Consider the following 25,502-nt stretch of genomic DNA (forward strand, 5'->3'; position numbering starts at 1 on the left):
CCGGAATCCCCCTCCGTTAGGGCGGGGAGAGGTCAAGAAGATGCCGCTCGCGGCCAGGCCGGCTCCCTCGGCGGCGACGGACGCGGTCGCGTCACGCAGGGCGGCCTCGCGGGAAACCCGGTTCACCTCCCGGTAGCGGCGCACCGCCTCCGGGACACCGCCGAAGCCTCGCAGCGGACGCAGGGCGTGGACCAGTTCGGCGGCGAGCACGGCGGCACGACCGGCGGTTCGCTGCCGATCCGCGGTACGCCGCTGCAACCAGGGGCTGATCCGGTTGACGACGAGGCCGAGTGCCGGTACCCCGGCCGCTATGCCGAGGCCGAGCCACGGATCCACCGACAGCAGGACGGCGACGGTGACCAGCAGCCCGGCGGCTCCGGACACCAGCAGGACGGCGGCTCGCAGGATCTCGGCGGCGGCCGCGGCGTCGGAGACCAGCACTGTCATGAGGTCACCGGCGGCACGGTCGGTGGGAGCACCGTCCAGGATCCGGCGGGCGGCCTCGACCCGCAGATGGTGCGCCTCACCGGTGGTGGCGGAGGTCAGCTGCCAGAAGTTGGCGCCGCCGCCGGTGGCGAGCACGGCGAACAGCACGAGGATCCCGCCGACGGCCACCACGATCGAGCTGGGCGGTCCGCCGTCCACCGCGTGATCGACGGCCAAGCCGATGGCCAGCGGGACGAGCGCCTCGCAGATCTGATGGCCGGCCGACGCGGCGCCGGCGAGGGCCAGGGGCCGGGCCCGGCGGCGCAGGCTCGCGGAGAGAACGGGATGCATGATCCCGGACGTTAGGCAGCGGCGGCGGGCGACTCCATCGATTCGGGAGATCCCGGATCTTCGAACGTCGCGAGCAGCGTGTCGCCCTCCGGCCTGCGGGTGTAGAGGACGTGCCGGCCGGCCCTGGTGCGGTCGACGACCCCGGCCGTCAGCAACGAGGCCAACTGCTCGGACACCGTGCTGGGCGACAGCCCGAGCGCGGCGGCCAGGCCGGTGGTGGTCGCTGGCCGGTCCAGGGCCCGGAGCACTGTGGACCGGCCGGGGCCGATCAGCCGGTCCAGCCGGCCCCGGACGTGCGGGCCGGGCGTACGCGGGCCGGCCAGCGCCGCCGCGCCCCGCGCCTGATAGGTGATCATCAGGATCTCGGGGTGATCGGTCGAGCAGGTCATCGTGTCCTGCAGGAGCAGCACCGGTACGAGCAGCAGCCGCCGCCCGCGCGCGTCCAGTCCGGACTCTTTGCGTTTCGGTAGGGAGAGCACCGGCCGCTCCCAGCTCGCCGGGCCACGGACGTCACCGAGCAGGGCCTCCGGGCCGGCGACGGCGAGGGTCTGCGCGCGCAGAAGCACCTCCTCGTCCAGTACGGCGCGCATCGCCGGCCAGTGCGGGGCGATCGTGAGCTCCCAGAATGCGGCGAGGGCGTCGGCAAGCCGGCCGAGTGCCCGGTCCGGGTCGTCGCGGTAGGGCTCGAGGAAGGCGGGCAGCCCCTCCGGATAGTGTTTGCCGAACTGCTCCCGGATGACCGCGTGCGGTGTCCGGCGTAAGTCGTCCAGTTGCTCGGTCACCGTCGTCCGGCCGGCCGACGGCACCGGGGTGAACAGGTCGGGGGTCGGGCGGCCGTGCTCCTCGCCGTACAACTGGGCATAGATCCGCAGTGGTGCGAGCTCCGGGACCGTGCGCAGAACCTCCCGGGCGCGGTCGGCCCAGTCGGTGTACGGCCACGGCGCACGGGGATGTGCCCGATGGCGGTGCACCATCTCGATGCCGTTGACCAGTTCCAGGATCGGGCTCACGGTGATCCGGGTGCGGTCGATCGCCGCGTCGTCGAGCCGGATCCGGATCACGCGGCGAGCGTACCCGCTGCGGGGAGCACGACACCCGGCCGTCTCCGACGTCAGTCGTGATGGTGCCGATGGGTCGCCGGCCGGTGATCGCGGTCGTTGAAGGCGAACGCGATCTGCGGGGTGAACTCGTCGGTGGTGGTGTCGGTCTCGCCGAGGACGACGATGCGCTCGTCGGTGGTCAGGTCCGAGGCGTCGACGGTGGCGGCGCCGTTCAGAACGATCGGCACGTCCGTCAGGTCGACGTTGGTCGCCGCATCGCCGTTCGGGTCGTCGCCGTCATCGCCGGTCGGGTCGTCGCTGTCCTCGTCGTCGCCACCGTGCCTGCCGGCAGCGTGCTCGCCATCGCCGTCGTCGCTGCTGTCGTCGTCGCCCCACTCGCCGCTCAGGGTGACCGTCGAACCACTGACGTCGGCGATGTCGCCCGCGACCACGTCCGGAGGCGTCGTCCAGGCGTCCACCGTCGCCGCGACGACGTTGTCGCCGTCCCGCTCACCCAGCACGATCACGAACTCGTCCTCGGCGACCTTCCCCGCCACGCCGTCCACCTCGACGGTCGCCGCCGAGGTGTGCACGTTCAGCGTGTTCTCGTCGTCGCCGAAGTCGTCGCCACCGGCCGCCGATGTCTCCTCCAGCGTCAGCCCGTCCCGGGTGACGCCGCTGACCACACCGAGGAACACCTGCGCCGGTAGCGGCCGGGCGACCTCGCTGCTCGCCGCCAGAGCCAGTGCCCGCCCTGACTTGGTGGCGCTGCCGCTGATCGTCACGGTGTAGCCGACCAGACGGCCGTTCGCCTCCTTGCCGTTGCCCTTGCCTTTGCCGGGCGGCCGTTGCACGGTGACCACCGCGTTCGCCGGCAGGCTCGCCTTTCCGACCGTGAGGCTGCTGGTGAGCACCCGCAGAGTCTTCGCCGAGGAGGCGACGACCAGCCCTTGCACGGTGAACCGCTGCGCCTTCGGTTTGCCGCCGGCAGCCATCGCCGGCGCCGGAAGAGTCAGGGCGGCCGCAACCGCGACAGCAACGGCGGCGGCACTACGTGCGGGACGGTATCGCATGAGCAGGGGTCCTTCCGGGGGCGTTCAAGGTCAACCCCGATCACGCTACGTACGGAACCGGCACCTGTCCGCATCCGGAAACGCATTGCTACCGCCCCGCACCGCCTTCTCCCCCGTTCAGCCGACCGAGCGGGGCCCGTTCCGGCTCCCCGCCACCCGGGAAATCCCAGCGGCGGAGCGATCGCCGGCTCCTCGGCTTGGATGAGGCACGTCACAACTGAGCGCTCGGCGCTGACCCGGATGACCCCACCTCATCCGGTCGGCGGAGGCCCGGAACGGCACAGTGATCCTACGGTTTCGGTTCCCACCAAATCGGGTGCTATCCGCCCGTAACCGACCGGAGCGTCGATGCGTTTTCCCCTCCCCGCGAGTGCCCGTAACACCGCTGCCGCACTCGCCGTAGGGCTCCCCGCCACCCTGGTGGCCTTCGGTTCGCCGGCGCAGGCCGCGGCGACCGCCGACGTCCCCGCCTACACGCTGAGCAGCACCATCAGCCCGGCGCCGCTGAACGCCGCGGACTGCGGGCCGGACTGCGTGGTCGCGCCTCTCCCCCGCGGCGGCACGCTCGACGACTACTCCGCGCTCAACCAGGCGGTCGCCGCCGCGGCCGCGAAGGTCGTCCCGGCGGTGATGGCCGCGGACGGCACCACGGTCGCCACCCCGGCGAAGACCGCCACCGTCCTGCTGCAGGCCGGCACCTACCGCCTCACCAAGGGCCTGCGCCTGCCCCCGAACGTGAACCTGCGCGGTGCCGGCATCGCCGCCACGGTCCTGCTCGCCGACCCCACGGTGAACTGGAAGAACTTCTCCTACAGCTTTCTGGTACGCCCGACCGACGACAAGTCGGCCGGCAGCAGCAACCTGGTCTCCGACCTGACGGTCAACGGCAACTGTCGTACGGGCGCGGGCGCGTTCGACAATGCCACCCTGCCCGGCAACCCGAGCGAGATCTGCGACTTCCGCACCACCACCGGCGCCAGCACCAACACCGCCGGCGGCATCTCGGTCGGCGACCGCTGGACGGTACGCCAGGTCCGCTTCACCAACCTGGAGTACTTCAAGCTCTGGGTAAACTACGCGACCGGCGCGCGGATCGTCGACAACCGGTTCGACAACCGGGGCGGCGGCGAGTCCGGCGACGAGGACAACATCGGCGGCGGCGGCCGCAACGACGGCACGATCATCGAGAACAACCAGTTCGACGCGACGATCAACGGCAACAGCTTCGACTTCACCAACGCCATCCGTACGGTCGTACGCAACAACATCGTGCACACCACCCCGGAGGTCGCGGCCGTTCGCGGTCACCAGGAGTACGGCAACATGTACTTCGAGGGTGTCGTCGAGGCGACGGTCACCGGCAACATCCTCGAGGGCTCGCACATCGTCCTGAAGTCCAACGCCGGGTACGCCCACACCGGCAACAACAAGGACGTCACCAACCCCCGCGACAACCTGGTGGCCGGCAACATCATCCGGGACTCGGCGACCGTCGGCGTGGCCCTGGCCTACGACGACTACCTGGACTCCGACGGCACCCTGGGCACCATCGGCTACTGGGACACCAAGCCCTCCCTCGACGACCCGAACGACCACTTCCTGCGGGCCGGCGGCAACAACGTCGTCCGGGACAACGTGATCGAGCGGTCCCGCGAGACCGGCATCATCGCGTACGGGATGACCGGCACCAAGAACGCGGCCGACACCATCACCGGCAACCGGATCGTCAACGCCGGTTTCGGTGGCTCGACCAGCTACAGCACCGGCGCGGGATACTTCGACACCTCCGGCATCGGCGTCTCGATCGGCAGCAAGGACGTCGTCACCGGCAACACGATCGTCGACGACCAGGCCAACCCGACCACCTGGTACGGCGTGCACATCGGCGCCCGCAAGGCCTCGTCGAAGCCCACCTACACCTCGGTCGGCGGCAACACGACCAGCGGCCTGATCGGCGTGCCGGTCCGCACCGCGGCCAACGCGCCCGAGGCCCCCGGCAACCTGACCGCCGGCGCGGACGGCATCTCCTGGGACGAGTCGTACGCCACCGGCAACCCGGTCGCCGGCTACCGGGTGTACCGCGACGGCCTGCCTGTCACCACGCTGACGCCCGGCAGCGCCACCATCCCCGGCAACCTGCTCGACGCCGACGCCGCCGGTCTGGAGAACCCTGCCGCCGGCACAGCCGGGTGGACCGCGGGCGGCTCCGGCACCCGGGTGGCGCGCAGTACCGCCGCGGGCGCCGTCGGCGGTGGATCCCTGCAGCTGACCGCCGCCACGGCCGGGCAGATCAGCACGTACAGCAAGAAGGTCGTCCCGACCGTGGGCGCCACCTACACCTCGGTGGCCAGCTTCCAGGCGACCGGCACCGCCCGCCGGGTCCGCGCCGGCATCGCGTTCACCGACGCGAGCGGCAAGGTCACCCGCCTGGCCAGCTCGAACGCCTCCACCGTGGACGCCACCACCGGCTGGATGACCAGCGCGTACACCGCGGTCGCCCCGGCCGGTGCGGTCTCCGCGCAGACGTTCATCATGGTCGAGAACACCGTGGTCGGCGAGTCGCACCTGCTGGACCGTCTCGGCCTGGTCGAGGGCACCGCCACCGAGGGCCTGACCGGCCTGCCGTCCGGCACCTACCAGGTGGTCGCCTACCGCACCGACTCGTCGGAGAACTCCGGCGCCACCACCGTCACCCTCCCCTGATCCACCGGTAGCACCGTGGTGCCCCGCCGCCCACCCGGGCGGGGCACCACGAGCGTCAGCGGCAGGCCTCAGCCTCCGCGGCGGCCTTGAGCTCGGTCAGCCAGGATTCCAAGCCGGCGCCGAGGTAGGCAGTCGAGGTCGGGACGTCGGCCTCCACCTGGGCTCCGGTCCACGTCTCCTCGGTACGTACCACCACGCCCCGCTTCGTCGGAATGAAGTTCCAGACGTGGGTGCCCTTGTCGATCCTCAGGCCCTCGCCGATGGCCGGGCCGGTCCAGCGGATGCACTTCTGGTGTTCAAGTTGCTGAACGGTGGAGGTGATGACCAGGGTGGTGGCCGGGGTCATAGGGGTCTCGGGGACCGGGGTGGTCCAGCGGAAGCTCGAGCCCGCGCGGAAGCGGCTCTTGTCGAGGCGTTCGACGGTGCCCGGCGCGGACTGCCATTCGGTCCAGCTCTCCACGTCGGTCTGCAGGTTCCAGATCGTCCGCAAAGGGGCGTTGATCAGCGTCTCCGTCCGGTAGCGGATCTTCGCGCTCGCGTCGACGCCCTGGCCGCCGCAGGTCACCGCCGCCCGCGCCGGGGCGGCGGACGCGGCGGACGGGGGCAGCATCAGCGCGCCGACGGCAAACGGGATCGTCAGCAGTGCGTAGCGCGTACGGGTCGGCATCGGGGGTTCCTTTCCGGCTGTGAATGGGAACCGCTCCAGCCTCCCGCCGGGACGTACCGTCGCGCGTCGGCAGATTTTGCCTAACACCGGTCGAACTCATTCGCCGGCGGGCTCGGTCCCCAGACCTCGCTCTCGGAGTTGGCGCCGGGAGGAGATGCCGAGCTTGCGGAAGATGCTGCGCAGGTGGGCGTCGACGGTGCGCTTGCTGAGGAAGAGCTGGGTCGCGACCTCCTGCGAGGCGGCGCCGGCGGCCACGAGCCGCGCGACGGCGACCTCACGGGCGGTGAGCTCGTCATGGATCTGAGCCCCTCGGCGACGAACCTTGTCACCGGTCGCACGCAACTCGTCAGCGGCCCGGCGGGCGAAACCCTCGGCCCCGGCCGAGAAGAACAGTTCATGTGCCGTACGCAGGTGGCGTGCGCTGTCCTGCCGACGTCCTCTCCGGCGCAGCCATTCGCCGTACAGCAGGTGGGCCCGGCCCCGGTACGGCAGCAGCGGGCTCTCGGCGAGCCGGTCGACGGCCTCCACGAAGGGCTCCTCGGCGTCGATCACCAGCCCCCGAGAGTAGGCGGCGATGCCCAGCGCCGTGGGGGTGCCACCGGCCGACGCGTGCTCGGTCAGCGACTCCAGCGCCCGGGCGGCCAGGTCCGGCGACTGACACCGGGTCGCCGCCTCGACCAGTTCGGCCAGCGCCCCGCCGACATGGAACAACTCGCCGTCGTCGATGACCTTGCGGGCGGCCGTCAGTGCCGCCGGGTAGTCGCCCAGGCCGTTGTGCAGCACGGCGGTCGCCCAGTTCAGGTTGGTGACCCGGCCACCGTCCCGGCCGTCCTCCGCCTCGGCCGCCGCCCGGAAGAGCGGCAGATCCTCCGCCCGCCGGCCACGAAAAGCGCCCAGGAGCAGGCGGGGATACATCAACGGGGCATCGCCGATCGCGTCGGCGATCGCCTCTTCCTCGGCGATGGCCGCCACCGCCCGCCCGAGATCACCGGAGAGCGCCGCCTCACACGCCGCCTGGCCCAGTCCGAGCCGCAGCAGGACCGGCGAGCCCGAGTCGCGGCCGGTCTTCTCCATCCAGGCGGCGATCTGCGTGTGGCCGGCGAAGTCCCAGAACTCGGCCGTGAGCACCGTGGCGAGCGCGGGCCGGCGTATCCACCACCGGTCTGCGACGTCCACGAGCGGGATCGCCCGGCGTGGGCCTCCGTTGGCCAGCGCAACCAGCACGTCCAGGGTGTCCGGGGCAGCCGCCGGCGGCGCGGCCGACCGGGCCGCTGTCAGCACCTCGTGGATGATGCCGCGGGCCCGGCCGACGGACAGGGCCATCTCGAACGCGTCCAGGAAACACTCCCGGGACCGGACCGGGTCCAGCTTCGCGAGTCGCCGGGCGGCGCCGACCATCAGCATCGGGCCGGTGCCGTCGCCGTGCCGGGTGAACGCGATTCGGCCCTGCAGAATCTCGGCCCTGGCCCGCTGACCGTCGTCGAGCGAGTTCAGGTCGACGGCCGTGAGCAGCTGTGCCGCGTTCTCCACGGCTCCCGCGTCGAGGACGGCCTGCACGGCGGCCAGGGTCCGCTCGATGCGGGCGACGGGGTCGAGCGTCAGCGCCGCCGAGCGTTCCAGGAAGGCGGCCGCGGCGGCGACCCCGCCCCGCGCCCGGGCCCGGGACGCGCCCGACTCCAACTCCGCCGCAATGACGTCATCGGGGCCGCCCGCGGCCTGCGCGCGGTGCCAGGCCCGGCGGTCCGGGGCGACGTCCGGGTCGGTGACCTCGGCCAGCGCGAAGTGCGCGGCGCGGCGCTCCGGCGATGTCGCGGCGTGATAGACCGCCGAGCGGGCCAGGGGATGACAGAACAGGATGCGCGCCCCGAACTCGGCCAGGTCGGTGGCGGCCGCCTGACTCACGTCCAGGCCCAGGTTGCGGGCGGCCGGCCACAGCAGCCCCGGGTCGCCTGTCGCGTCGGCTGCGGCCAGGACGAGCAGCGACCGGGCGTCGGCCGGCAGGTTCTCGAACCGTTCCCGGAAGCACTGCTCGATCCGGATCGGCGTGTTCGGCGTTCCGGGCAGCAGGAAACCACCGGCCGCGGGCAGTTCGAGCAGTGCGAGGGGATTGCCCCTGGCCTCGGCGACCAGGCTCTCCCGGACCCGCTCGTCCAGCGGAAGCGGACTGCGGAAGGCCAGCAGTTGCTTCGCTTCTTCGTCGGTCAATCGCCCGACGTCCAGCCCGGGCAGTTCGCTCAGCAGGATCCCGCGGTGGCCGCCGGTGGCCGCCGGCGGGCGGGCGGCGACCACGACCGCGATCCGGTCCGCGGCGACCCGGCGCCCGACAAAAGCCAGCACCCGCGCCGACGCGACATCGAGCCACTGGGCGTCATCGACGAGACACAGCAGCGGCCGATCACGGGCCGCCGCCATCAGCTGCAACACCGCCAGCCCGACGTGAAACACGTCCGGCACTCCACCGGCCAGCCCGAACGCCACCTGCAGCGCGGTTCGGTGCCGCTCCGAGAGCGCGGGCAGATGCTTCAGAACCGGTACGCACAGCTGATGCACCGCGGCGTACGGAAGCTCCTGTTCGAACTCCGCCCCGCAGGCCCGGACGACCTCGAAGCCGGCAGCCACCCGCACCGCATGCTCCAGCAGCGCGCTCTTGCCGATACCCGCCTCACCACTGACCACCAGCGCGGCGCCCCGGCCCGCCCGCGCGGCCTCGATCACCTCGCCCAGCCGTGCCAACTCGGCGTGCCGTCCGACCAACACATCGGGTATCGGCGCTGGCGTCTGCATGGGCCAACGGTAGATGGTCGAATGTACGGCGTACTCACCTGTGACCCGTCGCCGGCGTGAGCGGCGGGAGTTGCTCGGCCAAGAGGGCAAGACCGTCTCAGCTAACGAGGCTCGCGCTCAGCCAGCGCGCGACGGACACCACGGGCCATCCTCCGTGAAGCGTTGGGCTGGTCGATGAGGTGGAGCACCTCGGTCTCGCTGAGTTCCGTGCGTCGGGCCAAGGCCAACGCTGCCGCGAAGGGCCGTTCGTCCGGCTGATGCAGCAGTGCGCAGGTCTCACGCAAGACTCCTAGCAACGCGGCCCGATCTGCGTTGTGGTGCCGCGCTATCGCGGCCAGGATGCTGTTCCGAGTCCACCGGTCCAGGCCGTCGAGAGAGACAGCGGCCAGTGTGGTCGCGTCAGCGAGCGGGGACTGGGCGACAGCGCTACGGACGAACGAAAACGGGTTCCGCCCCAGCTGCCGCAACCCTTCCTGATCAATTCGTGGGTCGCTGGCGAGGTCACGATAGTCGACCGGCGTGCGCTCACGGGGCAGCAGCTCATAGATGTCGACCACCAGAGCATCCTGCCACGCACCCGCCCGCACCAGCGCCGCCCTGAACGGACTGACGCCCCTCCCGACTCTGCGTACTCATTTATCGGACGGCAGGATCCCGCCCCATCCGTGGCACAATTTGCGCACCTGGCGAGCTGATGATCGACACAATCCGTCCTGGTCCAAGTACGTCCGGCCGGGGTGCGGAACATCCGAGCGACCACGGAACGACCACAGGGCCGGCGCGGCGGAATGCCACCCGCCCCGGCAACCATCACCAGCGAACGATTAAGCCGGCACCCCACTTCTAAAGGCGGTAGGTGCCGACCGCAGCGGGACGGTCCCGCACAGGAGCTGCCTCACCGGGTAGGTTCTGCGAAGTCCTCATGCGTTGTGCCTGGTGCCCACTGGCCAGCAGGATGGCGCAGACGACGATCGCGAGCGAGGCGGCAGCGGTCGAGACGGGACGGCCGACGGAGCCGCGGCACCGGTACACCACCAGTGTCTGCAGCAGGAGCAGGATCTTGAGGCTCACCACGGCGATCGCCAGAACCTCCGGCCAGGTCGATGCGCCGGGGTCGTCATCGGTGTTCACCGTTCCACCATGACGCGTTCATGATCCTCTGGCCGGCGCGTTGACGGGTCTGGTATGCGGTGCAGCCCGCTTTTCACGTGCCGTTGACAGCGGATCCCGACCGTCCGGCAGGGCGTCAAAATCGTGTCAACATCCGGGGCTCGTACCGGTGGCATGCCTCATCCTCACTGGGTGGACATCCTCAAGATCAATGGAAGTGGTGCCGAGCGGCGTACCCTCGCCGAACTGGACGACCTGCTTGGCGAGGACCACGGCTTCGTGTGGGTGGACATCCCGGTCTGCGATGCCGAGGCCGTACGCGTACTCACCGAGGTCTTCGGTTTTCATCCCTTGGCCGTGAAGGACTGCACCGAACGCAACCGGGTGCCGAAGATGCACGCTTATGCCGATCACGTGTTCGTGGTCCTGCACGCACCCGAGCCCGGCGACCGCGGACACGTGCACTACCTCGAGATCGACCAGTTCATCGGCCGCAACTACCTGGTCACCGTGCACGGTCCTAACAATCCGGCGGTCTCCGCCGAGGCCGCCGAACGGGAGACCCGAGCCGTCGGGGAACGCCTGAGCAACGGCCGGCTGCTCCCGGCCACCCCGGCCGACCTCTCGCACGCCATCGTGGCCGCGCTCATCCGCAACCAGGAGGAGTACGTCGAACACGTCACCGCCGACGTCTGGCGACTGGAACAGCAGGTCACCGGTGGTGACGTCGCGGACCCGGAGGCATTCCTCACCGCGTTGTTCCGGGCCCGGCACGGCCTGCTCACCGTCCGCACCATGGCCGCTCTCAGTCAGGCCCTGTACACCCACCTGGCAGCGTTGCCCGGCCTGCCCGCCGCGAGCCGCGTGTCGGTCGACGACACCGCAGACCGGTTCACCCGGGTTCGGCGCATCACCGACGGCCAGCGCGAGTATCTGCAGGGTGTGATCGGCTTCTACCAGAGTCTGCTCACTCTGCGTTCCACCATGGTCGGGCAGACCCAGAACGAGCGGGTCCGGGAACTCACCGAGGCGAGTTACGCGCAGAACGAGGAGGTCAAGAAGATCTCGGCGTGGGCGGCCATCTTCTTCGCCCCGTCCCTGGTCGCCGCGGTCTACGGGATGAACTTCGAGCACATGCCCGAACTCGGGTGGCTGCTCGGCTACCCGTTCTCTCTTGCTCTGATGGCCGCCGCCGGTATCGCCCTGTACTGGGCTTTCAAACGACGCGGCTGGCTGTAGCGCTTTCCCGTGACGCGCCGCCGGACCGGACCACGCTTCGTCGGCCCGATGCTCGTTGATCAGGTCGTAGCGGGTGACGGCGTCGGGAGCGGCCAGGAGGGCATCGGCATGTGCCTGCATCTCCGCATGCTCGGTCAACAGGATCTCGGTAGCCCGAGGCGTCACGGCGGGGCTCCTGGAGCAGGCCGAGGTGGTGGTAGTGCCGGACCGTTTTGACCGTTACCCCGGCGTACGCGGCCGTCTGCCCGATGGTCAGTCCGTCTGTCAACGGCTCAGTCCACCGTCCGGACGCCCGCGGCCGCGACTTCGCGCACCGCCCGAGCAACGGCGAAATGGTCCTTGCGCAGGATCGCGGTGTGGTTGCTGGCGACCTTGGCGCTGATCGCCAGGTTCGGGTTGCGGGCGACAATCGGAGCGAGCACGGTCCGCCCCTGTTCCATCTCGTCCCCCTGGTTTCCGAGGCTGGCCCCGGTCGCCAGGACAAATCGCAGTGGGCAGGCAAGGCGTTCGAGGACCGGCCCGCTGGCGTGGCCGATCTCGTTCAGTTCGATGTTGACGTCGGCGTGCTGGTCCGCGCTCATCCGGGCGCCCACTGCCGAATCGGCGGACGATCGGCAACAGTAATCGGTAGCGGCGTAACTCCTTGCGGATGCGGTCCCGGCCGGCCGCGCCGGTGAGACCCGCGGGGAAGGTCAGGGTCGACCGTGTGGGCCGGGACGGCGGGCGGCTCCTTCCGCCATCCCGGCCGCAGCGGGCGCATCGGCTCTGTCGGTCGGTCGCCATCCCGGCAAGCGGCATCCGGTGTAGTCCCAGCCGATCAGGGCTGCGGTCGCCTGCCACAGCCGGAGCCCGGCATTGTCGTCGGCTGCCTGAGCCGACAGCGGGCCGGGGAGCAGGCCCTCGAAGTAGCTGCCGTGGGCGTGCGCGCCGCTCAGGCCGACGGCATGCATGACGTGTGCCGACCCGTCGGCGGCCGGTAGTCCGCCGGCGCCGTGGACCGTCGCGAAGGAACCGGTGTGGATCACCCCGGGATGTACCGCCACCGCCGTGATCCGCCGCTGCGAGCATCGGGCCAGCGTTCGGCTGAACATGACCAGGGCGAGATGCGCCTGCTTGAAGGCCTCAGCCGGCCGTCGCAGGTCCGTTCCCGGCCGGTCCGGATTCAGCCGCGCGTCGCGATGTGCCGCGGACGTCAGCGTCACGACCCGGCCCGACACGGCGTTCAGTGCGGGAGCCAGCAGGCGGGTCAGAGCGTACGGCGCCACGTAGTTGACCTGGAAGGTGGTGTCGATGCCGTCCGGGGTGAACCCGGGCGCGGTGATCGCTCCGGCGCCGTTGACCAGTAGGTCGAGGGTGGGATGGTGGCGCCTGATGTCGGCGGCGAGCCGGGCCACCTCGCTGAGTCTGCGGAAGTCGGCGCTGACGGCGTGGATCCGGCCCGGTTCCCATCCGGTGCGGATCAGCCGTACGCGGGCGGCCCGGGCGGATGCCGGTGTCGAAGCGTGCACGATGACCGTCTCGGCGTGGCGGTGGAGTTGTCGGCAGATCTGGTGGCCCAGGCTGCCGGAGGCTCCGGTGATCAGAGCGGTACGAACGGACATGTCGATGCGGTTCCTCCGGAGGCGGGGCGAGGCACTGCAGTCCAGCGTTGCCGAACGGCGGTGAGCGACGAAGGCTGTTGACGATCCGGGTACGACGGGACCGCTAACTTTCACGCGGCGTTGTCACCAGGCGTGTGGATCATCGGTCAGACGGCGCAATTCGCGGTCCAGTCCACCGGTCAGCACGCTCGTGGCGGTACGCCGGGCCAGCAGTGGCGGCGGTACGACCATGACCGGGCACGGCGCGTACCGGATGCACTGACCGGCCACGCCGGTACCGAGCCAGCGTGCTCGCCTGCTTCCCACCACGATGAGGGCGGTGTCGTCGGCGGCCAGGTCGGCGAGGACCGGGCCGGGCTTACCGCGCGGTGTGTGCCGGGTGATCCGCACGTCGGCCGGCATCGTGACGAAAGCTTGGTCGAAGGCCCGGTCGAGGACGGCGGCACTGGCCCGGGCCAGTTCGTCGGCCGGTCGCGGTGGCTGTCGCCACCCGTACTCGACGTCGACCCAGGAGCGGACCGCGACGACTTCGCCGAACATGTGGCGTCTGGCCTCGGCGACCGCGTGCCGGAGTGCGGCCAGCCCGGACAGGGACAGGGAGACGCCGATGACGACACGGCCTCGGTTGTGGAGGTTCATGGGATCGCCTTCGGTGTGGATGATGCCGTCACTCGTGTGCGGGACGGTCAAGGGTGGTAGCGGTAGCCCATGCCCGGCTCGGTGAGCAGGTGACGGGGGCGGGCGGGGTCGTCTTCGAGTTTGCGGCGCAGCCGGGCCATGTACTGGCGCAGATAGTTGGCATGGGTGTCGAACTGCGGTCCCCAGATCTCGGCGAGCAGCGCCTGCTGGCTGATGAGTTTGCCGGGGTGCCGGAGCAGGTGTTCGAGGAGTTGCCATTCGGTGGGGGTGAGCCGGACCTCGGTGTCGTCTCCGGTGACGGCCCGTTTGTCCAGGTCGACGGTGTGGGTGCCGATCCTGGCCTGTCGGACTGCTCCGTCGGTGGTGGTGATCCGGCGGGTGACGGCTCGGATCCGGGCCAGCAGCTCGTTGACGGCGAACGGTTTGGTGACGTAGTCGTCGGCGCCGGCATCCAGTGCCTCGACCTTGTCGGCGCTGCCGGCGCGGCCGGACAGCACGATGATCGGCACCGTGGTCCAGCCGCGCAGCCCGCGGATGACCTCGGTGCCTTCCCGGTCGGGCAGGCCGAGGTAGAGGACGACGAGGTCGGGTTTGTGCTGGGTGGCGGCGTGCAGTGCGGCGGCGGCGGTGCGGGCGGTGTCGACGAGGTAGCCGCGGGCCTTGAGGTTGATGCGCAGTGCTCGCAGGATCTGGGGTTCGTCGTCGACGACGAGGACCCTGATCATGCGGCGGCGCTCACCGGCATGGAGAGGATCATGGTGAGGCCGCCTCCGGGGGTCTCTTCCGGGGTCAGGGTGCCGCACATCGCTTCGATGAGCCCTCGGGACAGGGCGAGGCCGAGGCCGACTCCGGTGTGGTTGTCGCGGTCGCCGAGGCGTTGGAACGGCAGGAACACGTCGTCCCAGCGGTCCGCGGGGATGCCGGGGCCGTGATCGATGACGCGTAGTTCGACGTGGTCGCTGTGGCTGCTGCCGGTGATCACGGGCGGCTGGTCCGGTGGGCTGTACCGCAGCGCGTTGGCGATCACGTTGACCAGGACGCGTTCGAGCAGTCCGGGGTCGGCGTGCAGCAGCGGCAGGTCGTCGGGGACGCGTACGGTCACGGTTCGGCCGGCGGGACCGAGGTCGTCGAGGGCGCGGGGGACGATCTCCTCGGCGCCGACGGCGATGGCGGTGACGCCGAGGGCGCCGGTCTGCAGGCGGCTCATGTCGAGCAGGTTGGCGACCAGCCGGTCGAGGCGGTCGAGGGATTCGTCGGCGGTGGCGAGCAGTTCGGCCCGGTCGTCATCGTCGAACTGGATCTCCGTGCTGCGCAGACTGGCCACCGCCGCCTTCGCGGAGGCGAGCGGTGTGCGCAGGTCGTGGCTGACCGCGGCCAGCAGGGCGGTACGCAGCTTGTCGGCTTCGGCCAGTGGTTTGGCGGTGGCGGCCTCGGCTTTCAGACGCTCCTGCTGCAGGGCTATGGCGGCCTGGGCGGCGAACGCCTCCACGATGCGCCGATCGGAGGCGGGCAGGATGCGCCCGCGCAGCAGGATCCGCAGGTCTCCGTCGGCGGCGACCTCGACGTCGGCGTCCCCCGGTTTCTCGCAAACCGGGCTTCCGACGGACGTCACGACGGCGCCCTTCTCCAGCAGGGTGACCGAGTCGAGGGAGAACGTCTCGCGGAGCCGGTCGAGCAGCGCCGGAAGTGGTCGTTCACCGCGCAGCACACTTCCGGCGACGGTGGCCAGGGTCTGGGCGTCGGCGGAGGCCTGCGCGGCCTGCCGGGTCTTGCGGGCGGCGGTGTCGACCACCCAGCTGACGGCGACGGCCACGGCGACGAAGATGGCCAGTGCCAGGAGGTTCTGGCCTTCGGCGATGGTGAATCTTCCGACCGGTGGGGTGAAGAACCAGTTGAGTAACAGTGAGCCGGTGACCGCGGCGAGCAGGGCGGGCCAGAGACCGCCGATCAACGCGACGACGACGACGGCGACCAGGAACAGCAGGATGTCGTCGACGAGAGGGAGGGGCGGGATCACCTGGAGCACGGCGGCGAGTAGTGGGAGCCCGGCCAGGGTGGTGACGAAACCGGCGATCCGGCGGCCGCGGGACAGTGCGGCCGGCAATGGGCCGCGCCGGCCGCGTCCGGCGAGTTCGTGGGAGACCAGGTGCACGTCGATCGACTCGGACCGGGCGATGGTGCTCACGCCCACGCCGGTGGTGAACAGTTGCTGGAACCGGCCTCGGCTGGAGGCGCCCAGCACGATCTGGGTGGCGTTGACACCGCGGGCGAACTCCAGCAGCGCGTCCGGGATGTCGGTGCCGACGACCTGGTGGTAGCTGCCGCCCAGGCTCTCCACCAGAACCCGCTGCCGGGCCAGCTCGGCGGGGTCGGCACCGGCGAGGCCGTCGTTGCGGGTGACGTGCACGGCCATCAGCCCGGCGCCTTTGGTGCGGGCGGCGATCCGGGCGGCACGGCGGATCAGTGTCTGGCCCTCACGACCGCCGGTGAGAGCGACGACGACACGTTCGCGGGTCTCCCAGGTGGTGTTGATGGCGTGGTCGGCGCGGTACTTGCCGAGTTGTTCCTCGACCTTGTCGGCGAGCCAGAGCAGGGCGAGTTCGCGCAGGGCGGTGAGGTTGCCGGTGCGGAAGTAGTTCCCGAGAGCCGCGTCGATCTTCTCGGGCTGGTAGATGTTGCCGTGGGCCATCCGGCGGCGCAGGGCCTCCGGGGTCATGTCGACGAGTTCGACCTGTTCGGCGGCGCGGACGACGGCGTCGGGGACGGTTTCGCGTTGTTCGACTCCGGTGATCCGGGCGACGACGTCGTTGAGTGATTCCAGGTGCTGGATGTTGACGGTGGTCAGGACGCTGATCCCGGCGTCGAGCAGTTCCTCGATGTCCTGCCAGCGTTTGGCGTTACGGCTGCCGGGGACATTGGTGTGGGCGTACTCGTCGACAACGGCGAGTTCGGGTTTCCGGGCCAGGACAGCATCGAGGTCCATCTCGGTGAAAGCCGCGCCCCGATAGCTGATCTCGCGGCGGGTGATGACCTCCAGGCCGCTGATCATGGCGGCGGTGTGCCGGCGGCCGTGTGTCTCGACCAGGGCGATCACGACGTCGGTGCCGCGTTCCGCCCGGCGGTGGGCTTCTTCGAGCATGGCGTACGTCTTGCCGACGCCCGGCGCGGCGCCGAGGTAGATCCGAAGTTCCCCGCGTGCCATCGATTCTCCGTTGAAAGCCGGGAGTGAAGGGCCGGCCGGCCCGGGAGTGAGGGTCCCGGGCCGGCCGGAGTCCGCTACTTGCCGTCCAGTGCCAGGTTGAGTGCGAGGACATCAACACCGGGTTCGCCGAGGAAGCCGAGGGCCCGGCCGGTGGTGTTCTCGTCGATCAGTTCCTGGACGCGGGTGAGGTCCAGGCCGCGCTCGCGGGCGATGCGGGGCGCCTGGAGTGCGGCGTAGGCGGGGCTGATGTGCGGGTCGAGGCCGCTGCCGCTGGCGGTGATGGCGTCGGCGGGCACGATCGGGGTGGCGGGGGCGTCGCCGCGGATCGGGGTGATGACGCCGCCGAGGGCCCGGTAGTCCTCGTCGTTCTTCGCCGATTCGACGGTGACACCTTGGTAGGTGGCGACGAAGGGGGCGCCGGTCTGGTTGACCGACACGACCCGGGTGATCGGTCCGGTGAAGCCGTCGGAATGGAAGACCGCCAGGACCGCGCCGACCCCGTCGGCCGTGCAGTAGGGGCGGCTGCCGTCGACGCCCTCCAGCTTGCCGACCGCGGCACTGCGTTCGCAGACCTGGGTGAGCAGGCTCTGCGAGACCGTGTCGGGGTCGTCGGAGAGGGTGTCGACCACGCTCTCCGGGCCGAGGTTGCTGGCGCCGGTGGAGGTGGGGTCGTAGCCGTCGCCGGCGTTGGAGGGGCGGCTCTGGAAGTACTTCGGGATCGGGTTGCCGTCGGCGTCGGTGAACGACTGACCGATCAGGCTGCTACCGACGGTGATCATCGATCCCTGGGCCTTGTCCGACAGACCGGGTATCTTGCCGACGCCGACGAGCAGCAGCGGGTAGGCCAGACCGAGCACAACAGTGAAGACGAGGACGGCACGCAGGGCGGCGAGGTGCTGGGCGAGCCAGGCAGGGAGTCGCATTCTGATCAGATCCCGGGGATGAGCTGGATGAGCAGGTCGATGAGCTTGATGCCGGCGAACGGGGCGATCACGCCGCCGAGGCCGTAGATGAGCAGGTTGCGGCTGAGGAGCTTGCTCGCCGACGCCGGCCGGTACCGGACCCCGCGTAGGGCGAGCGGGATCAGGAAGACGATCACGATGGCGTTGAAGATCACCGCGGACAGGATCGCCGAGCCGGGCGAGTGCAGCCGCATGACGTTGAGGGTGTCCAGGCCGGGATAGACCGCCATGAACATGGCCGGGATGATCGCGAAGTACTTGGCGATGTCGTTGGCGATCGAGAACGTGGTCAGCGCGCCCCGGGTGATCAGCAACTGCTTGCCGATCTCGACGATCTCGATCAGCTTCGTCGGGTCGGAGTCGAGGTCGACCATGTTGCCGGCCTCCTTCGCGGCCGACGTGCCGGTGTTCATGGCCACGCCGACGTCGGCCTGGGCCAGGGCGGGCGCGTCGTTGGTGCCGTCGCCGGTCATCGCTACGAGGCGGCCGCCCTGCTGCTCCTTGCGGATGTAGGCGAGTTTGTCCTCCGGGGTGGCCTCGGCGAGGAAGTCGTCGACACCGGCTTCGGCGGCGATGGCGGCGGCGGTCTTCGGGTTGTCACCGGTGATCATGACGGTGCGGATGCCCATCCGGCGCATCTCGTCGAAGCGTTCGCGCATGCCCGGCTTGACGACGTCCTTGAGGTGGATCACCCCGAGGACTCGATCATTTTCGGCCACCACGAGGGGGGTGCCGCCGGAGCCGCTGATCGCGTCGACGATCGCGCCGACCTCGTCGGACGGGTCGCCGCCGTTGGCGCGCACCCACTTCATCACCGCGGCCGCCGCGCCCTTGCGGATCTGCCGGCCGTCGATGTCGACGCCGCTCATCCGGGTCTGGGCGGTGAACGGCACGAACGTGGCCTGCGGCATCAGCCCCGGCTCCCGCTCCCGTAGCCCGTATTCGTTCTTGGCCAGCACCACGATCGAACGGCCCTCGGGAGTCTCGTCGGCGAGGCTGCTCAGCTGGGCGGCATCGGCCAGGACCTGACGATCAACCCCATTTGCCGGTACGAATTCAGCGGCCTGCCGATTCCCGAGCGTGATGGTGCCGGTCTTGTCCAGCAGCAGCGTGTTGACGTCACCGGCGGCTTCGACGGCGCGTCCGCTCATGGCCAGCACGTTGCGCTGCACGAGGCGGTCCATGCCGGCGATGCCGATCGCGGACAGCAGCGCCCCGATGGTGGTGGGGATGAGGCAGACCAGCAGGGAGACCAGGACGATGCCGGTCACGCCGTTGCCGTCGATCGCGGCGGTGTCCGGGGCCGCGGCCTGGAACGCCTTGCTGAAGATGGCGAGCGGCTGCAACGTGACGACCGCGAGCAGGAAGATGATCGTGAGCGCGGAAAGCAGGATGTTCAGCGCGATCTCGTTCGGGGTCTTCTGCCGGTTCGCGCCCTCGACCAGGGCGATCATCCGGTCCACGAAGCTCTCGCCCGGTTTCTGGGTGATCTTCACGACGATCCGGTCGGACAGCACCTTGGTGCCGCCGGTGACCGCCGACCGGTCGCCGCCGGATTCGCGGATGACCGGAGCGGACTCGCCGGTGATGGCCGATTCGTCGACGCTGGCGATGCCCTCGATCACGTCGCCGTCGCCGGGGATGACCTGGCCGGCCTCGACGGTCACCACGTCCCCGAGCTGCAGGTCGGTGGCGGGAACCTCCCGGCCGTCCGTCAGGTGGGCGACGGTGTCCTGCTTCGCCGAACGCAGGGCAGCGGCCTGGGCTTTGCCGCGGCCTTCGGCAACCGCTTCGGCCAGGTTCGCGAAGATCACCGTCAGCCACAGCCAGACCGTGATCAGCCACGCGAACAGGCTCGGCTCGGCGATCGACAGCACGGTGGTGAACACCGCGCCGACCTCGACGATGAACATCACCGGGTTACGCCACATCACCCGCGGGTCGAGTTTGCGCAGCGCGTCCGGCAGCGACTTCCACAACTGCTTCGCATCGAGCAGACCCGCCTTCACCGGCGCGGCCGGCGGCTCGGGCTCCGGACCTGCCTCGACTAGGTCGTCCAAGGTCACGGTCATCGCGGTGCCTTTCTCACGTTCATCGGTGCGGCGGGTCATGACAGGCCTTCCGCGAGGGGGCCGAGCGCCAGGGCGGGCAGGAAGGTGAGGGCGACCAGCACGATCGTCACGCCGGCGACCATGCCGACGAACAGCGGCTGGTGGGTGGGCAGAGTGCCCTCGGTCTCCGGCGCCGGCCGCTGCCGGGCGAGTGAGCCGGCCAGGGCGAGGACCAGGATCATCGGCAGGAACCGGCCGAGCAGCATGGCCAGGCCGAGCGCCACGTCCCACCACGGGGTGTTGACGGTGATGCCGGCGAAGGCGGAGCCGTTGTTGTTGGCGGCACTCGTGAAGGCGTACAAAACCTCGGAAAGGCCGTGCGGGCCGACGTTGAGGGCCGTGCCGGCGTTGCCCGTCGCGAACGCCGCGGCCGTACCGGAAAGGACCAGGATCGGGGTGACCAGGAAGTAGAGGGACGCGAGTTTGATCTCCCGGGCCTGGATCTTCTTGCCCAGGTATTCGGGGGTCCGGCCGACCATCAGCCCGGCCACGAACACCGTGATGATGGCCAGGATCAGCATGCCGTAGAGGCCGGATCCGACCCCGCCGGGCGCGACCTCGCCGAGCATCATGTTGACCATCGGCATCATGCCGCCGAGCGCGGTGTACGAATCGTGGAACGAGTTGACCGCACCGGTCGACGTCAACGTCGTCACCGCGGCGTAGACGGCCGAGCCCACCACCCCGAACCGGGTCTCCTTGCCCTCCATCGCGGCGCCGGCGGCCTCCGGGACGGTGCCCGCGCCGTGCGTCTCGAAGGCGATGGTCAGCGCGATGCTGCCGAGGGCGAGGATCGCCATGACCGCGGCGATGGCGTAGCCCTGGCGATTCTGGCCGACCATCCGGCCGAAGACCCGGGGCAGGCTGAACGGGATCAGCAGGATCAGGAAGAGCTGCAGCCAGTTGGTCCAGGCCGACGGGTTCTCGAACGGGTGGGCCGAGTTGGCGTTGTAGAAGCCGCCACCGTTGGTGCCCAGCAGCTTGATGACCTCCTGGGAGGCGACCGGTCCGCCGGTGAGGTGCTGGGTGCCGCCGGTCAGGGTGGTCACGTCGGCGCCGGTGGACAGGTTCTGCACCATGCCGCCGACCATGAACACGATCGCGAAGAGCACCGAGACGGGCAGCAGGATGCGCAGGGTGATCCGGGTCAGGTCGACCCAGAAGTTGCCGAGCGTCGCACCGTTGCGGGCGGCGAACCCGCGCATCAGCGCCACGGCCACGGCGATGCCGACACTCGCCGACACGAAGTTCTGCACGGCCAGACCGGCCATCTGCGCCAGGTGGCCCATCGTGGACTCGCCGGAGTACGCCTGCCAGTTGGTGTTGGCGACAAAGCTGACCGCGGTGTTCCAGGCGATGTGATCGGTCACCGCCGGCAGGCCCAGCGACAACCACAGTTTGTCCTGCAGCCGCAGCAGCCCGTAGAGGAAGAGCAGGGAGACCGCGGAGAAGGCGAGCACCCCGCGGGCGTAGACGCCCCAGGTCTGCTCAGCCGCCGGATCGACACCGACCAGGCGATAGACACCACGTTCGGCGGCATTGTGCTTATGGCCCGCCACGACGCGGTACATGTAGTCACCGAACGGCTTGTAAACGGCCACCAATGCGGCGATGAGCGTCAATACAAAAAGCCAGCCGGCCATCAGAATTTCTCCGGGAAGAGCAGGGTGGCCACCAGGAAGGCGGCTAGGGCGACGGCCAGGATCAGGCCGATCAGGTTGACGGCGCTCATCAGCGTTCAGCCGCCTTAACCAGCACGGTGAGCACTGCGAACAGCGCCACCGTGAGTACGACGAACAGAAGATCAGCCACGGAGGACTCCTCATGACGCAACGGATTTGCCTGTCGAGCAAACAGCGGCACCGGTAGCGTTGTCATCGGCTTTGACACGACGACTACGCGGGAGCCGACAATGTTGACGCGCCATTAACGACCGTGTGGCCGACACCACTCGAACCGGCGATAAGACGACCCTCGACGATTTTGACGCTTTGTTGACGCGGCGTGGGCCCGGCCGCCACCGACTGGGGCGACGCCCTGACCACCTCACACGGCAGCCCGCTCGCCATGGTCGGGGTGGCCCTGCTCGTCTTCCCGAAACTGGCGCTCGGCCTGTCCGGATTCGAGACCGGGGTGGCCGTCGTGCCGCACATCAAGGGCGACCTGCCACAACGCATCCGCGGCGGGAAGCAGCTGCTCACCACCGCCGCCGCGATCATGAGCGTCTTCCTGGTCACCAGCAGCCTGACCGCCACGATCCTGATCCCCGCGGAGGAGTTCCAGCCGGGCGGAGAGGCGAACGGCCGCGAATACTCCGACAAGATCGCCCAGATCATCGCCTGGACCGAGGGCAACCCGGTCGCCAAGTTCGCCCGCTACCTCATCGTCGGACAGGGAGAGGTAGCACCGGTGACCCGCGAGATGATCCGGCGAGCCGAACCGGAACGCAACCGCAGGCCCCATATCCACGTCGGATAGCCACCCGGCCTCACTGTGCCCGCCGCAGCATGTCGGCGACGGACACCCGGCGCACCAGCGTGCGGGTCAGCCCACCGGCGACCGCGACCACCGCCGGCCGCCCCACCAGCGGCTCGCCGCTCTGCTGGCAGGCGCCGGTCCCCGGCACGGCCAGCAGGTCTCCAGCTTCGACGTCACCGGGCACCGAGACCGTGGTCTGTGGGCCCTCACCGCAGGTCAGCACGGCGACCTCACGCGGTGCCCGGGAGGCCCGGCTCACCAGTTCAGCCGGGGGTTCCCCGGCGGGCTCCATGCCGGATGACAACGGCCCGTCGACCTCCACCAGCAGCCGCCCGTACGAACCACGGGTGACAGCCCGCACCCGGTGCACGGTGATCCCGGCCCGGGCCACCAGCGCCCGCCCCGGCGACACCCGGACCAGCGGCGGGGCCATCCCGTACCGGTCGGCATTCACCCGGGCCACACCACGCATCCGGTCGGCGAAGACACCGACCGGAATCCCCTCACCACCGTCCCGGCACGACAGCGCCTGACCACCGCCCAGATTGATCAGACCGATCGAGACACCGTGCCGGGCCCGGATCACCGCACTGAACGCGATCGCCTCCCGCAGACACTGTTCGAACGTGCCGAACCGGGCCAGGCGGTGGCCCAGCGAGCAATCCACACCGGCGAGCCTCAGGTTGCCCGCGGCCAGCACGGTCGCGACCGTCTGCAGAGCGGGTGAACTGCCCAGCCGCAGCCCGTACCGGGATCGGGGCGGCTGGCCCTGCACCGCGGTGATCCCCCGTACCAGCACCCGCTGTCCCGCCGGAGCGCGCCGGCTCAGCGTCACCGCCTCGGCCACCGAACCGACCACCACGCTCGCCCCGCAGGCGAAGGCGGCGTCCAGGGCGGCGACCGACTTCGCCGGCCCGGACAGCACCAGCGAATCCGGGCGGAAGCCCGCGGCCAGCGCCGTGCGCAACTGCCCGGCCGACCCCACGTAACAACCCAGCCCCGCCTCGGCGATCCACCGGCCACTGACCATGGTCAGCCCGGCCTTCGCGCTGTACGCGCTGCCACCCGGCCCGAACCCGGCAGCGTACTCGGCTGCCGACGCCCGTACATCGGCCTCGTCCAGCACGTGCACCGCCGTCCCGTAGTCGGCCGCCAGCCGCGACAGCCGCACCCCGCCGATCATGAACTCCCCATCGCGGTGCCGGCGGGCGGTCGACGGCCACAACGGCTTGTCCAGCCGCCGGGTCAGCGACGATCCCAGCGTGGGAAGAATGTCCGCGAGAGTCATCGGGCACACCCACGCCCACCGCTGGCCCGCACCCGGCACAGATGCGACCAGTCCCGGCTGAGATCGAACAGATAAGTGAACGAATCACCGGGACGCAATATCTCCAACCGGCACGTCCGTCCGTCGGCGGTACCGGTGAACGCCGGCCCGTCACACCAGTCCGTCCAGCTGACCTCCACCTCACCGGGCAACACGAACATCCGCGGATGCTCCAGGTCCCGACGCCCGAACGCAGCGTCGATGGCAGCGGCCAGATCAGCGAACGTATCCGCCGGCCGCGCCGAGATCCGACGGCCCGGACGCGGCCAGAACGCGTGCCCGCAGCCGCTGACCAACTCCACCGCGATGGACAGCCCTTCCGAGGCATTCGCCCTGACAGGACGCTGATCCCGAGCAACTTTCATAACGCGCCTCCGGCACCGGACCCTGGGCTCGACCGATGAGCCCTTGTGCTCCCATAGCAGCCCGCGGATCAGCGCCCGTCGAGAAATTTGACAGTCTCGGTACACCAGGACGACCGGAATTCACGCCGCGATGACGCAGCCCTCAACGTCCCCGAGCCTCGTCCCGTCCGATCCCCCGCATGTGACCTGCCGTGATCAGCGCGACTCAGCTCTGGCGACCAGGGACTTCTGGATATCTGGCCCATCCGGTGAGGCCTCGGCTCCGAATCGTTGCGGGAGCATCAGTTCGACGAAGGATGGTTGTCGATGGCGGAGCGCGGCTCGAGCAGAAGGGCGGAGCATCTGGCTTCGGTGCTCCCGCCGGATCCGGTAGTGCCGGAGGATGCGGACAAGCTGTTACCAAAGGTCGGCCGGGGGGACGAGCAGGCGTTCGCCCGGCTCTATGACCTGGTGGTGCCGCGGGTGTACGGGCTGATCCGGCGGGTGCTGCGGAATGCCGCGCAGGCCGAGGAGGTCGCGCAGGAGGTGCTGGTCGAGGTGTGGCGGACCGCGGCCCGTTTCGATCCGGAGGCGGGCTCCGCTACCGCGTGGGTGTTCACCATTGCGCATCGGCGGGCCGTCGACCGGGTGCGGGCCGAGCAGGCGGCGGCCACGCGGACGGTCCGGGCCGGTGCCGCGGCGCTGGAGACCCCGTACGACGCGGTCGCCGACGAGGTGTCCGGGCGGCTGGAACGCCAGCAGGTCCGGCACTGCCTGGACGACCTGACGGAGCTGCAGCGTCAGGTGGTCACCATGGCGTACTACCAGGGGCACTCGTATCCGCAGGTGGCAGAGCTGTTGAAGACTCCGCTGGGCACGGTGAAGACGCGGATGCGTGACGGGCTGATCCGGTTGCGGGACTGCCTGGGTGTGGGGGTGGCGGCATGACCGCGGAGATTCACTCGCTGGTCGGGGCGTACGTGCTGGACGCGGTCGACGACCTGGAACGGGCCGCCGTCGAACGGCATCTGCGTGAATGCGGCGAGTGCCGGGCTGAGACGGCCGAGTGGCGGGAGACCGCGTCGCGGCTGGCCGACGGCGCCTGGTCGGTGCCGCCGCCGGGACTGCGCGACAGTGTGCTCGCCGCGGTGGCCACCACCCGCCAGGCGCCGGTGCTGGTGACCCAGCGGAAAGCGCGGCGGTCCCATCGGTCGCGGTGGGTGGCGGCGGCTGCCGCGGTGGTCGCGGCGGCCGGTACCGGCACGGCCGTCTTCGTCGTTCAGGAGCAGCGGGTACGTGATGAGCGAACCGTCGCCGAGACAGTGCGCGACCAGGAGGCCGAGGTACGTGGGGTGCTGGCCGCTCCCGATGTGGTGCTGCGCGATCAGGTGCTGGCCGACGGCGGGAAGGTGACCGTGGCGTACTCGCGGCTGCGGGATTCCGGG

Annotated in this window: 24 protein-coding genes and 1 pseudogene; 5 read left to right on the top strand and 20 right to left on the bottom strand. The window is 70.2% G+C overall.

The features are described 5' to 3' along the window. From Aco03nite_RS50555 to Aco03nite_RS50565, 3 genes are all read right to left on the bottom strand, one after another. On the bottom strand, positions 1–777 hold a 777-nt coding region (locus Aco03nite_RS50555), incomplete at its 3' end, for an ABC transporter transmembrane domain-containing protein (RefSeq protein ID WP_275416015.1). Between the two features lie 11 nt (positions 778–788). Next, the gene (locus Aco03nite_RS50560) at positions 789–1,838 is read right to left on the bottom strand and encodes an ArsR/SmtB family transcription factor (protein WP_203810076.1); all 1,050 of its coding nucleotides are present in this window, start codon (positions 1,836–1,838) and stop codon (positions 789–791) included. 50 nt (positions 1,839–1,888) lie between these two features. Then, complete coding sequence (locus Aco03nite_RS50565) at positions 1,889–2,890, bottom strand: hypothetical protein (RefSeq protein ID WP_203810078.1); 1,002 nt, start codon at positions 2,888–2,890, stop codon at positions 1,889–1,891. Positions 2,891–3,238: 348 nt separating this feature from the next. Between Aco03nite_RS50565 and Aco03nite_RS50570 the strand changes: the two genes are divergently transcribed. Continuing rightward, a complete protein-coding gene (locus Aco03nite_RS50570) occupies positions 3,239–5,593 on the top strand; it encodes a hypothetical protein (RefSeq protein WP_203810080.1) in 2,355 nt (784 codons plus the stop codon). A 55-nt stretch (positions 5,594–5,648) separates the two neighbouring features. On the opposite strand, the gene Aco03nite_RS50575 is transcribed toward Aco03nite_RS50570, so the two are convergent. The 4 genes from Aco03nite_RS50575 to Aco03nite_RS50590 form a co-directional block, all read right to left on the bottom strand. After that, positions 5,649–6,260 (bottom strand): SRPBCC family protein, encoded by a 612-nt coding sequence (locus Aco03nite_RS50575; RefSeq protein WP_203810082.1) that lies wholly within the window; start codon positions 6,258–6,260, stop codon positions 5,649–5,651. Positions 6,261–6,356: 96 nt separating this feature from the next. After that, positions 6,357–9,044: an AAA family ATPase gene (locus Aco03nite_RS50580; RefSeq protein ID WP_239146112.1), complete on the bottom strand. Its 2,688-nt coding sequence runs from the start codon at positions 9,042–9,044 to the stop codon at positions 6,357–6,359. A gap of 101 nt (positions 9,045–9,145) precedes the next feature. After that, a complete protein-coding gene (locus Aco03nite_RS50585) occupies positions 9,146–9,601 on the bottom strand; it encodes a hypothetical protein (RefSeq protein WP_203810084.1) in 456 nt (151 codons plus the stop codon). Positions 9,602–9,887: 286 nt separating this feature from the next. Next, on the bottom strand, positions 9,888–10,175 hold the full coding sequence (locus Aco03nite_RS50590; RefSeq protein WP_239146113.1) for a hypothetical protein: 288 nt from the start codon (positions 10,173–10,175) through the stop codon (positions 9,888–9,890). Between the two features lie 171 nt (positions 10,176–10,346). Here Aco03nite_RS50590 and Aco03nite_RS50595 point away from each other — a divergent pair, with 171 nt between their 5' ends. Continuing rightward, positions 10,347–11,393 carry a magnesium transporter CorA family protein gene (locus Aco03nite_RS50595; RefSeq protein ID WP_203810086.1) on the top strand — a complete coding sequence of 349 codons (1,047 nt, stop codon included), beginning with the start codon at positions 10,347–10,349 and terminating at the stop codon, positions 11,391–11,393. A gap of 145 nt (positions 11,394–11,538) precedes the next feature. On the opposite strand, the pseudogene Aco03nite_RS50600 reads toward Aco03nite_RS50595, so the two are convergent. The 11 genes and pseudogenes from Aco03nite_RS50600 to Aco03nite_RS50650 all read right to left on the bottom strand — a co-directional run. Continuing rightward, positions 11,539–11,649 (bottom strand): annotated as a pseudogene (locus tag Aco03nite_RS50600) (MerR family transcriptional regulator); the annotation flags it as partial. 16 nt (positions 11,650–11,665) lie between these two features. After that, positions 11,666–11,974, bottom strand: a complete 309-nt coding sequence (locus Aco03nite_RS50605; protein ID WP_203810088.1) for a hypothetical protein — start codon at positions 11,972–11,974, stop codon at positions 11,666–11,668. A gap of 111 nt (positions 11,975–12,085) precedes the next feature. Further along, a complete protein-coding gene (locus tag Aco03nite_RS50610) occupies positions 12,086–12,994 on the bottom strand; it encodes an SDR family NAD(P)-dependent oxidoreductase (RefSeq protein WP_203810090.1) in 909 nt (302 codons plus the stop codon). A gap of 123 nt (positions 12,995–13,117) precedes the next feature. Further along, a complete protein-coding gene (locus Aco03nite_RS50615) occupies positions 13,118–13,633 on the bottom strand; it encodes a universal stress protein (RefSeq protein WP_203810092.1) in 516 nt (171 codons plus the stop codon). Between the two features lie 47 nt (positions 13,634–13,680). Continuing rightward, positions 13,681–14,358 (bottom strand): response regulator, encoded by a 678-nt coding sequence (locus Aco03nite_RS50620; RefSeq protein ID WP_203810094.1) that lies wholly within the window; start codon positions 14,356–14,358, stop codon positions 13,681–13,683. Continuing rightward, positions 14,355–16,835 (bottom strand): sensor histidine kinase, encoded by a 2,481-nt coding sequence (locus tag Aco03nite_RS50625; protein WP_203810096.1) that lies wholly within the window; start codon positions 16,833–16,835, stop codon positions 14,355–14,357. Before Aco03nite_RS50625 ends, Aco03nite_RS50620 begins: the two co-directional genes overlap by 4 nt. A gap of 74 nt (positions 16,836–16,909) precedes the next feature. Continuing rightward, positions 16,910–17,758: a potassium-transporting ATPase subunit C gene (locus Aco03nite_RS50630; protein ID WP_203810098.1), complete on the bottom strand. Its 849-nt coding sequence runs from the start codon at positions 17,756–17,758 to the stop codon at positions 16,910–16,912. A 5-nt stretch (positions 17,759–17,763) separates the two neighbouring features. Further along, on the bottom strand, positions 17,764–19,869 hold the full coding sequence (kdpB, locus tag Aco03nite_RS50635; RefSeq protein WP_239146114.1) for a potassium-transporting ATPase subunit KdpB: 2,106 nt from the start codon (positions 19,867–19,869) through the stop codon (positions 17,764–17,766). Between the two features lie 35 nt (positions 19,870–19,904). Next, positions 19,905–21,551, bottom strand: a complete 1,647-nt coding sequence (kdpA, locus tag Aco03nite_RS50640; protein ID WP_203810100.1) for a potassium-transporting ATPase subunit KdpA — start codon at positions 21,549–21,551, stop codon at positions 19,905–19,907. Continuing rightward, the gene (kdpF, locus tag Aco03nite_RS50645) at positions 21,551–21,640 is read right to left on the bottom strand and encodes a K(+)-transporting ATPase subunit F (RefSeq protein ID WP_203810102.1); all 90 of its coding nucleotides are present in this window, start codon (positions 21,638–21,640) and stop codon (positions 21,551–21,553) included. Before kdpF ends, kdpA begins: the two co-directional genes overlap by 1 nt. Continuing rightward, positions 21,640–21,798 carry a hypothetical protein gene (locus tag Aco03nite_RS50650; protein WP_203810104.1) on the bottom strand — a complete coding sequence of 53 codons (159 nt, stop codon included), beginning with the start codon at positions 21,796–21,798 and terminating at the stop codon, positions 21,640–21,642. The genes kdpF and Aco03nite_RS50650 overlap by 1 nt, the downstream gene beginning before the upstream one ends. 114 nt (positions 21,799–21,912) lie before the next feature. On the opposite strand from Aco03nite_RS50650, the gene Aco03nite_RS50655 reads away from it, so the two are divergent. After that, on the top strand, positions 21,913–22,386 hold the full coding sequence (locus Aco03nite_RS50655; RefSeq protein WP_239146115.1) for a hypothetical protein: 474 nt from the start codon (positions 21,913–21,915) through the stop codon (positions 22,384–22,386). 10 nt (positions 22,387–22,396) lie between these two features. Here Aco03nite_RS50655 and Aco03nite_RS50660 read toward each other — a convergent pair whose 3' ends face one another. Together Aco03nite_RS50660 and Aco03nite_RS50665 are read right to left on the bottom strand one after the other, a co-directional pair. Then, positions 22,397–23,674 (bottom strand): diaminopimelate decarboxylase family protein, encoded by a 1,278-nt coding sequence (locus tag Aco03nite_RS50660; protein WP_203810106.1) that lies wholly within the window; start codon positions 23,672–23,674, stop codon positions 22,397–22,399. Beyond that, entirely contained in the window at positions 23,671–24,078 is a 408-nt protein-coding gene (locus tag Aco03nite_RS50665) for a hypothetical protein (protein ID WP_203810108.1), read from the bottom strand. Before Aco03nite_RS50665 ends, Aco03nite_RS50660 begins: the two co-directional genes overlap by 4 nt. 306 nt (positions 24,079–24,384) lie before the next feature. Between Aco03nite_RS50665 and sigK the strand changes: the two genes are divergently transcribed. Then, positions 24,385–25,005, top strand: coding sequence for an ECF RNA polymerase sigma factor SigK (gene sigK / locus Aco03nite_RS50670; RefSeq protein WP_203810111.1), 621 nt, complete (start codon positions 24,385–24,387; stop codon positions 25,003–25,005). Then, positions 25,002–25,502 (top strand): anti-sigma factor (locus tag Aco03nite_RS50675; RefSeq protein WP_203810113.1); only part of this gene is annotated, 501 nt, incomplete at its 3' end. The genes sigK and Aco03nite_RS50675, both read left to right, overlap by 4 nt.

Source organism: Actinoplanes couchii (genome assembly GCF_016862075.1).
In the GTDB taxonomy this organism is placed as follows: Bacteria; Actinomycetota; Actinomycetes; order Mycobacteriales; family Micromonosporaceae; genus Actinoplanes; species Actinoplanes couchii.

What these genes read in the sequence shown, in the direction of transcription:
- Aco03nite_RS50565 (WP_203810078.1), bottom strand. Translation starts at nt 2,890, where the DNA reads ATGCGATACCGTCCCGCACGTAGTGCCGCCGCCGTTGCTGTCGCGGTT.
- Aco03nite_RS50570 (WP_203810080.1), top strand. Translation starts at nt 3,239, where the DNA reads ATGCGTTTTCCCCTCCCCGCGAGTGCCCGTAACACCGCTGCCGCACTC.
- Aco03nite_RS50575 (WP_203810082.1), bottom strand. Translation starts at nt 6,260, where the DNA reads ATGCCGACCCGTACGCGCTACGCACTGCTGACGATCCCGTTTGCCGTC.
- Aco03nite_RS50580 (WP_239146112.1), bottom strand. Translation starts at nt 9,044, where the DNA reads ATGCAGACGCCAGCGCCGATACCCGATGTGTTGGTCGGACGGCACGCC.
- Aco03nite_RS50605 (WP_203810088.1), bottom strand. Translation starts at nt 11,974, where the DNA reads ATGAGCGCGGACCAGCACGCCGACGTCAACATCGAACTGAACGAGATC.
- Aco03nite_RS50610 (WP_203810090.1), bottom strand. Translation starts at nt 12,994, where the DNA reads ATGTCCGTTCGTACCGCTCTGATCACCGGAGCCTCCGGCAGCCTGGGC.
- Aco03nite_RS50615 (WP_203810092.1), bottom strand. Translation starts at nt 13,633, where the DNA reads ATGAACCTCCACAACCGAGGCCGTGTCGTCATCGGCGTCTCCCTGTCC.
- Aco03nite_RS50620 (WP_203810094.1), bottom strand. Translation starts at nt 14,358, where the DNA reads ATGATCAGGGTCCTCGTCGTCGACGACGAACCCCAGATCCTGCGAGCA.
- Aco03nite_RS50625 (WP_203810096.1), bottom strand. Translation starts at nt 16,835, where the DNA reads ATGGCACGCGGGGAACTTCGGATCTACCTCGGCGCCGCGCCGGGCGTC.
- Aco03nite_RS50630 (WP_203810098.1), bottom strand. Translation starts at nt 17,758, where the DNA reads ATGCGACTCCCTGCCTGGCTCGCCCAGCACCTCGCCGCCCTGCGTGCC.
- kdpB (WP_239146114.1), bottom strand. Translation starts at nt 19,869, where the DNA reads ATGACCGTGACCTTGGACGACCTAGTCGAGGCAGGTCCGGAGCCCGAG.
- kdpA (WP_203810100.1), bottom strand. Translation starts at nt 21,551, where the DNA reads ATGGCCGGCTGGCTTTTTGTATTGACGCTCATCGCCGCATTGGTGGCC.
- kdpF (WP_203810102.1), bottom strand. Translation starts at nt 21,640, where the DNA reads ATGAGCGCCGTCAACCTGATCGGCCTGATCCTGGCCGTCGCCCTAGCC.
- Aco03nite_RS50660 (WP_203810106.1), bottom strand. Translation starts at nt 23,674, where the DNA reads ATGACTCTCGCGGACATTCTTCCCACGCTGGGATCGTCGCTGACCCGG.
- Aco03nite_RS50665 (WP_203810108.1), bottom strand. Translation starts at nt 24,078, where the DNA reads ATGAAAGTTGCTCGGGATCAGCGTCCTGTCAGGGCGAATGCCTCGGAA.
- sigK (WP_203810111.1), top strand. Translation starts at nt 24,385, where the DNA reads ATGGCGGAGCGCGGCTCGAGCAGAAGGGCGGAGCATCTGGCTTCGGTG.